Here is a 7,921-nt window from a genome sequence, read left to right as displayed (position 1 = left end):
TGAGAGACCCCTCATCCGTCGGCTTCGCCGACACCTTCTCCCGCAGGGGGAGAAGGATCACCTACCCCGCCGGCGCGTCCAGCTCGGCCCGCACGCCCGGGCTGTTGTCGTGATAGGCCAGGGTTCCGGCCAGCTGGCGGACCATGGCGTCCATCATCTTGCTGCCGAAGCCGACGCGGGGGCCCTGCTTGCCGCCGCCCTGGTCGGCGACCGAGAGGCGCACGCGGCCGCCGTGCTCGACCAGGCCGATGTCGATGCGGCCGGGCCGGCCGCCATAGGCGTACTTCACCGCATTGATCACCAGCTCGGTGACCACCAGGCCGATGGTCACGGCCTTGTCGGTCGAGACCGTGGCCGGGGCGGCGTCGACGCGCAGCATCCGCGACCACTCCTGGCCCAGGGATTCCACCAGTTCCTCGGCCAGCTCGACCAGATAGCGGTCGAGCGACACCGTCTCCAGCTGGTCGCCGCGATAGAGCCGGCGGTGGACCAGGCCCACGGCGGTCAGGCGGCGGCTGGCCTCTTCCAGCGGCGCGCGGGCGGCCGGATCCTCGATGGCCTTCATCTGGATGGTCAGGAAGCCGGCGGCCAGGGCCAGGCTGTTCTGGACCCTATGATTCACCTCGCGCAGCAGAAAGTCCTTCTGGCGCAGCAGGTCGTCCTTGTCGTCCAGCGTGGCGCGCAGCTGGCTGTTCAGCTCGGCCGTGCGGCGGGCGCGGCGCAGGTCCAGCAGGTCCTGGCGCAGGCGCAGGGCGGCCTCGGTCTGCGAGGGGCTCCACGGGCGCGAGCGGCCGCGGACGGTCTCGCTCCAGGCGTCGAACGAGGCGCGCGGCGTAAGCGCCCCGTCGCCGCCGGCCGCCTTGGCGGTGCGGTAGGGGTCGCCGGCCCAGTGCACGACCTCGACCTCCTCGGCGCGGGTCCACAGCACGGCCAGCAGCGGCGAGCGCTCGACCACCACGCCCATCAGGCCCGAGGCCCAGCTCTTGAAGGCGCTGGCGCCGGGGAACACGGTCGCGCTGCGGTCGGTGGCGATCACCCCGCCGGCGTCGACCTCCAGCAGCCAGTCGCGGAGCATGGCGAGAGCCGTGTGCGGCGGGGTCTTGCCGGCCGTCTCGATGCGGTCGTCGCGGAACAGGGCCACGCCGTCGGCCTCGCCCAGGGCGACCAGGTCGGGAACGTGCTCCTCGAGCGCCAGGTCGCCGATGTCGGACTGCGACAGCACCGAGGCCAGGTCGTCGCCCAGGGCGCGCAGGCGCAGCTTCTCGCGCCAGGTCTCGGCCTCTTCCTTGGCCTTGATCTGGCGGGCGAGGCCTCCGGCCAGGGCGCGGCAGGCGGCGCGGATCTCGTAGGGCAGCAGGCGCGGGCTGTTGTGGTGGCAGGCCACCAGGCCCCACAGGCGGCCGTCCTTGACGATCGACACCGAGGCCGAGGCGACCACGCCCATGTTGCGCAGGTACTGCAGGTGCACCGGCGAGACGCTGCGCAGGGCCAGATCGCTCATGTCGAGCTGACCTTCCGGCGCCGGCTCCAGCGGGGCGGGCGTGTAGGCCGAGTCCGGGATCACCCGCACCAGGTTGCGCACATAGAGGGCGCGGGCCTGCCTGGGGATGTCCGAGCCGGGGAAGCGGTGGTTGAGGAAGCTCTTCAGGTGCTGGGCGCGGTCCTCGCCGACCACCTCGCCGGCGTCGTCCTCGACCCCGAAGCGATAGATCATCACCCGGTCGAAGCCGGTCAGGCGGCGGAACTCCAGGGCGGCGCGGTCATAGAGCGTCTTCAGGCCCGGGCAGCGCTCGAAGGCGGCCGCGGCCGCTTCCAGGTGGGTCAGGATCTGGGAGCCGGCCATCGGCCGCTCGAGGCCGGGCTCGATCTCCAGCAGCACGAGCTCGCCCTGCACCGTGGCGCTGAGGTCGAGATTGCGGCCGTTCCGGTGCAGCACGCCGACGAAGCCGCCGGCCGGGCGGGAATTGGAGATGGCGGCCACCTGGCCGGCCAGGTCGTCGCCGATCACCGCGCCGACCGCCTGGTCCAGCCACGTCTCGACGCCCAGCAGGCCGGCCACGTCGCCGGCCGCGGCGCGCACGGTCAGGCCCTCGCGGTCCAGCGCCAGCAGCACGCCGTGCGGCTGGATGGCGCCAGGGATGTGGATCGGCTCGCGATCGCAGGCCTGGATCTGCTCGGGCGTCGGCGCCGCCGTCATGCGTAAAGCCTGTCCAGCATGGGGGCGTGCGACGAAAATGCTGCGGTCACGGCGGCGGCTCCAGACGGCCTAGGCCGGTGCTTGACAGTACGTCGCATTCAACAGGCTGACCGTCGTCTTGTCGACATTTGGCCCACGACAACGCGAACGGGGCTTGTCTGCATCTTTCGAGAGCGTCACGGTCACGCTCCTTTTTGGGAGACGCCTCCGCATGACCGGTTTTCTTCTGCGCGCGCTGTTCGCGGGGCTGGGGCTCTGGCTGGCGTCGCGGATCGTGCCGGGGATCAGCGCCTCGGGCTGGCAGACGATCGCCATCGCCGCGGTGCTGCTGGGGATCGTCAACGCGGTGGTGCGGCCGATCGTGGTGCTGCTGACCCTGCCGATCACCCTGGTGACGCTGGGTCTGTTCCTGCTGGTGGTCAACGCCGCCATGCTGGGCCTGGTGGCGATGCTGCTGCAGGGGCTGGCCGTGCACGGCTTCTGGGCCGGCGTCTTCGGCGCGATCGTGATCGGCGTGGTCAGCTGGCTGGGCCACCTGCTGCTGGGCGAAGGCGCCGAGCGGGAGTGAGCCTGAAGCCCTAGCCGGCGGCGACCTGGATCCGGACGCGCACACGGCCGTCTTCGCCGCGCGTGGCGACGCCGACGCCGCCCTTGCCCGCGGCCCGGCGGGCGGCGACCCTTTCCTTCATGCCCTCGGGCCAGCGCGACACCTGGGCCAGGCGCACCTTGCGCGGCACGCGGGCGGCGGCCTTCAGCGGCAGGTCGTCGGCCTGGGCGAAGGTCTTGTCCATGAACAGGGCCGGGTTCAGCGGCCGACCCTTGCGGCTGATCTCGAAATGCAGGTGCGAGCCGGTCGAGCGGCCGCTGTCGCCGACCAGGGCGATCGGCGTGCCGCGGCGCACGAAGACGCCCTTCTTCATGCCGAGATTGCGGCCCAGGTGCGCATAGAGCGTCGTGAAGCCGTCCTTGTGCCTGACCTCGACGAAGCGGCCGTAGCCGGCGTCGACGCCGGTGCGCAGGACGACGCCGTCGGCGGCCACCTTCACAGCCGTGCCGGAGGGGGCGGCGATGTCGACGCCCTCATGCAGGCGACCGCCTTCTTCCCAGGGCAGTTGGCGCAGGCCGAAGGGCGAGGCGATGTCGCGGCCGGGCAGGGGCGCGTCGAAGGCGTAGGCCGGCGGCGGCGGGGCCGGCGGCGCGGGTTCGGCGGCCGCCTGGATCACGGGCGCGGTGATGGGGGCGGGCGTCAGCAGATCGGCCAGGGCGCGGGCGGCCGGCACGGAGGCGGCGGCCACGACGACGGCGAAGCCCAGCGTCAGCGGCAGGGCGAGATTGCGGGCGGGCGGGGCCTGGGTGTCTGGCGCCAAGAACGGAACCTCGTGGATCGGTCATGTGCGAGGATCGCGGGCCGGGCGGTTCTAAGGGCTTGGCCTTTCGCGATCGTGAACGCGGCTCTTTGCCCCTCTGATCGGGCGGAAAGGCGGCAGCTATGCCGTGGTGTTCGTCAGAGCTTGGCTGGGTGCTGTCGCGAAATCGTCAAACATTACATGAATTTTAGAATATTAAATCCAGTCAATACTATGAATACGGAGTCATGAACGACACTTAACGGGACTCTTCAAGTATCGTTCAGTACACCTTTGTCCATGGAGGCGCGGCGGACGCGCCCGGGAACAGAGGGAAAATTCCAATGCGCAAGTTCATGATCAGCCTCACCTCGATCGCGACCCTGACCCTGGCGGCCGTGCCGCTGATCGGCCTGACCCAGGCGGCCCACGCCGCGCCGGTCACCGTTCGCGTCGGCGACCTGAACCTGGCCAACCCGGCCGACGCCGCCGAGTTCGAGACCCGCGCCGCCGACGCCACCAAGCGTTTCTGCCGCGCCCGCGCCAACCACGAGCGTCTCGACCTGATGTCGCGCCGCGCCTGCATGATCGACGTCCGCGACGAGATCAACGACAAGCTCTCGGACAAGCAGCGTCAGGCCCTGGCCTCGGTCGCCCGCGCGACCCCGGTGGCGGTGGCCGCTCGCTGAGCCCCGCATGCAAAGCCATCCGCCGCGGAGGCCCCGGTAGAACCGGGGCCTTTGCTGGAGGACCCCTCCTCCAAGGGGAAGACCAAACGAAAAAGCCCCGGTCCTTCGACCGGGGCTTTCGCGTTTCTGGCGGGAGAAGAAGGCTTCAGAGCCCCTTCACGATGCCTTCGACCATCTTCTTGGCGTCGGCGAACAGCATCATGGTGTTGTCCTTGAAGAACAGCTCGTTCTCGACCCCGGCGTAGCCCGACGACATGCCGCGCTTCACGAAGAGGACGGTGCGGGCCTTCTCGACGTCCAGGATCGGCATGCCGAAGATGGCGCTGGTCGGGTCGGTCTTGGCGGCGGGGTTGGTCACGTCGTTGGCGCCGATGACGAAGGCCACGTCGGCCGTCGAGAATTCCGAGTTGATGTCCTCCAGCTCGAAGACCTCGTCATAGGGGACGTTCGCTTCGGCCAGCAGCACGTTCATGTGGCCCGGCATGCGGCCGGCGACGGGGTGGATGGCGTATTTCACCTCCACGCCCTCTTCCTTCAGCTTGTCGGCCATTTCGCGCAGGGCGTGCTGGGCCTGGGAGACGGCCATGCCGTAGCCCGGGACGATGATCACCTTGCTGGCGTTCTTCATGATGAAGGCCGCGTCGTCGGCCGAGCCCTGCTTGACCGGACGGGTCTCGACCTTGCCGCCAGGGCCGGCGGCCGCGGCGTCGGCCCCGAAGCCGCCCAGGATCACCGAGACGAACGAGCGGTTCATGCCCTTGCACATGATGTAGGACAGGATCGCGCCCGAGCTGCCAACGAGGGCGCCGGTGATGATCAGGGTGGTGTTTTCCAGCGTGAAGCCCAGCGCCGCCGCCGCCCAGCCCGAATAGCTGTTCAGCATCGACACCACGACCGGCATGTCGGCCCCGCCGATCGGGATAATCAGGGTGACGCCGATCAGCAGGGAGAGGGCGAAGATGCCCCAGAAGGCCCACTTGGCCTGGCCGCCGCTGATCACCAGCACCACCACCAAGGCGACGATGGCGGCCGCGATCACGATGTTCAGCAGGTGGCGGGCCGGCAGCAGGATCGGCGCGCCGCCCATGTTGCCGTTCAGCTTGGCGAAGGCAATGACCGAGCCGGTGAAGGTGATGGCGCCGATAGCCAGGCCCAGCGACAGCTCGATCAGGCTGTTGAGGTGGATGGCCCCGTCCTCGCCGACGATGCCGTAGGCGGCCGGGGTGTAGATGGCGGCCACGGCCACCAGGCAGGCGGCCATGCCGACCAGAGAGTGGAAGGCGGCGACCAGCTGCGGCATCGAGGTCATGGCGACCTTGCGGGCGATGATCGCGCCCACCGCGCCGCCGACGGCGACGCCGCCGAGGATCAGGCCCAGGGTCACGATGTCGAGCGCGCCCTGGGTCCACAGGGTGGCCAGGGTGGTCGCCACGGCGATGGCCATGCCGATCATGCCGTTGCGGTTGCCGGTCTGGCTGGTCACCGGGCTGGACAGCCCGCGCAGCGCCAGGATGAAGAGCACGCCCGAGACGATGTAGAGGATGGCGGCGAGATTGGCGTTCATGATGTCATTTCCCCCAAGTGGCTCTCGCCGCTCACTTCTTTTCTTTCTTCTTGTACATGGCCAGCATTCGCTGGGTGACCAGGAAGCCGCCGAAGATGTTGACCGCCGCGAAGGCCGCGGCGAGCGCGCCGGCCCCCTTGGAGATCCACACCGAACCGGCGTCCGGCGCACCCGACGCGCCATGCGCGGCCGCGGCGAGCAAGGCGCCGACGATGATCACCGACGAGATGGCGTTGGTCACGGCCATCAGCGGGGTGTGCAGGGCGGGCGTCACGCTCCAGACGACGTAGTAGCCGACGAAGATGGCGAGCACGAAGATCGCCAGGCGGAACACGGTGGGGTCGACAGCTTCCATGGGAGCCTCCCTTTCTATGCCGGTTAGGCGGTCTTCAGGTTCGGGTGGACGATCTCGCCGCCGCGGGTGACCACGGCCGCCTTGAGGATCTCGTCCTCGAAGTCGGGCGCGAAGGCGCCTTCCTTGGTCAGGAACAGGGCCGACAGGGCGAACAGGTTGCGCGAATAGAGCGCCGAGGCGTCGGCGGCGATGCGGCCGGGCAGGTTGGCGTGGCCGAGGATCTTGGCGCCGTTGGCGGTGACCACGGTCTCGTCCAGCTTGGCGCCCTCGACATTGCCGCCCTGCTCGATAGCCAGGTCGACCAGGATCGAGCCGGCCTTCATCGACGCCACCTGGGCGGCGCTGACCAGCTTCGGCGCCGGACGGCCCGGGATCAGGGCGGTGGTGATGACGATGTCCTGCTTGGCGATGTGGCTGGAGACCAGCTCGGCCTGCTTGGCCTGGTACTCGGCCGACATCTCCTTGGCGTAGCCGCCGGCGGTCTGGGCGTTCTTGAACTCCTCGTCCTCGACGGCGAGGAACTTGGCGCCCAGGCTTTCGACCTGCTCCTTGGTGGCGGGGCGGACGTCGGTGGCGGTGACCACGGCGCCCAGGCGGCGGGCCGTGGCGATGGCCTGCAGGCCCGCGACGCCCACGCCCATGATGAACACCTTGGCCGCGGCGACGGTGCCGGCGGCGGTCATCATCATCGGCAGGGCCTTGCCGTAGGCTTCGGCCCCCTCGATCACGGCGCGATAGCCGGCGAGGTTGGCTTGGCTGGACAGCATGTCCATCACCTGGGCCCGCGTGATGCGCGGGATGAACTCCATGGCGATGGCGCTGGCGCCCGCCTTGGCCAGGGCGTTCAGCGTGTCCTTGTCCTGGTAGGGATTGAGGGCGGCTGCGACGATCGCGCCGCTCTTCAGGACCGCGATCTCGGCGGCCTCGGGCGCGCGGACCTTGAACAGGACGTCGGCGTCCTTGATCGCGTCCTTGGCGGTCTTGGCCAGCTTGGCGCCGGCCGCTTCGTAGTCGGCGTCGAGATAGGAGGCGGCTGTTCCGGCTCCGGCCTCGACCACCACCGAGAAGCCGGCGGCGGTCAGTTTCTTGACGGTCTCGGGCGTCGCGGCGACCCGCGTCTCATTGGCGCGGGTCTCTTTCGTGACGGCGATGACGGCCATCGGCATACCTCCCCCGTGAGCGTTGTTCGCTCCCCGAGCCCGCGAGGTCTCGCAGGCACGGGATCCTAAAGTTGGAGCGGCGTTCGGTGGCGAAACCGATGACGTTTTCGCCTAACACCGCTCCAGCAGCTTGAGCCGCTCTTTAGGGGAGGTTCTTGCCTCTTGTCGAGAAATACCCGCGTGGCGGGCGCAAAAAATTGCCGATGTCCACCGGTGTCAGTGAGCCGGGGTGGCTTTTTCGCGAAGGGCCAGGATTCCGACAACGGCCAGCACGACGGCCGTTCCGGCCGCGCCGATGAAGCCCGCGGGGGTGCAGAAGAGCAGGGTAAAGAAGGTCAGGGCGACAGCGATCGCCAGCGAGCCCCACTTGGTCATCTTGCCGAACGCCGCATAGGTCGCGGCCTGTTCGTGGATGTCCATTTCACCGCGGTGGTAGTCGGACGCTTGGTTGCCCATCGAGGAGCCTCTCCCTGAATTTTTTCCACAGCCGAAGTATATCAAGCCCGCCCGAGGCTCAAGCTGGGGCGGCGCCATGACGCAGAACGGCGTTCCAATTAACCCCAGGCCAATTAACCCCAGGCCAATTAACCCCAGGCCAATTAACCCCAGG

At 69.0% G+C, this 7,921-nt stretch carries 8 protein-coding genes; 2 read left to right on the top strand and 6 right to left on the bottom strand.

Features of this window, described 5'->3' with window-relative positions; all coding sequences use genetic code 11:
* Positions 1-61: 61 nt before the first annotated feature.
* Positions 62-2,197 carry a histidine kinase dimerization/phosphoacceptor domain -containing protein gene (locus DMC18_RS17645; protein ID WP_110121372.1) on the bottom strand — a complete coding sequence of 712 codons (2,136 nt, stop codon included), beginning with the start codon at positions 2,195-2,197 and terminating at the stop codon, positions 62-64.
* Between the two features lie 211 nt (positions 2,198-2,408).
* Between DMC18_RS17645 and DMC18_RS17640 the strand changes: the two genes are divergently transcribed.
* Positions 2,409-2,765: a phage holin family protein gene (locus DMC18_RS17640; RefSeq protein WP_110121371.1), complete on the top strand. Its 357-nt coding sequence runs from the start codon at positions 2,409-2,411 to the stop codon at positions 2,763-2,765.
* A gap of 10 nt (positions 2,766-2,775) precedes the next feature.
* Here the strand turns inward: DMC18_RS17640 and DMC18_RS17635 are convergent, their stop codons facing one another.
* The gene (locus DMC18_RS17635) at positions 2,776-3,564 is read right to left on the bottom strand and encodes a M23 family metallopeptidase (RefSeq protein WP_110133155.1); all 789 of its coding nucleotides are present in this window, start codon (positions 3,562-3,564) and stop codon (positions 2,776-2,778) included.
* Between the two features lie 323 nt (positions 3,565-3,887).
* Between DMC18_RS17635 and DMC18_RS17630 the strand changes: the two genes are divergently transcribed.
* Complete coding sequence (locus DMC18_RS17630; protein WP_110121370.1) at positions 3,888-4,232, top strand: UrcA family protein; 345 nt, start codon at positions 3,888-3,890, stop codon at positions 4,230-4,232.
* A 145-nt stretch (positions 4,233-4,377) separates the two neighbouring features.
* Here the strand turns inward: DMC18_RS17630 and DMC18_RS17625 are convergent, their stop codons facing one another.
* The 4 genes from DMC18_RS17625 to DMC18_RS27340 all read right to left on the bottom strand — a co-directional run.
* On the bottom strand, positions 4,378-5,796 hold the full coding sequence (locus tag DMC18_RS17625) for an NAD(P)(+) transhydrogenase (Re/Si-specific) subunit beta (RefSeq protein WP_110121369.1): 1,419 nt from the start codon (positions 5,794-5,796) through the stop codon (positions 4,378-4,380).
* 31 nt (positions 5,797-5,827) lie between these two features.
* Complete coding sequence (locus tag DMC18_RS17620; RefSeq protein ID WP_110121368.1) at positions 5,828-6,151, bottom strand: proton-translocating transhydrogenase family protein; 324 nt, start codon at positions 6,149-6,151, stop codon at positions 5,828-5,830.
* A gap of 23 nt (positions 6,152-6,174) precedes the next feature.
* Entirely contained in the window at positions 6,175-7,317 is a 1,143-nt protein-coding gene (locus tag DMC18_RS17615; protein WP_199228576.1) for a Re/Si-specific NAD(P)(+) transhydrogenase subunit alpha, read from the bottom strand.
* 210 nt (positions 7,318-7,527) lie between these two features.
* The coding region (locus DMC18_RS27340) for an aa3-type cytochrome c oxidase subunit IV (RefSeq protein WP_370444628.1) at positions 7,528-7,921 on the bottom strand (394 nt) is incomplete at its 5' end.

It is taken from the genome of Caulobacter sp. D5 (genome assembly GCF_003185805.1).
GTDB lineage: Bacteria > Pseudomonadota > Alphaproteobacteria > Caulobacterales > Caulobacteraceae > Caulobacter.
Note: the sequence above shows the minus strand (reverse complement) of the source record. Positions and strands in the feature narration are given on the sequence as shown.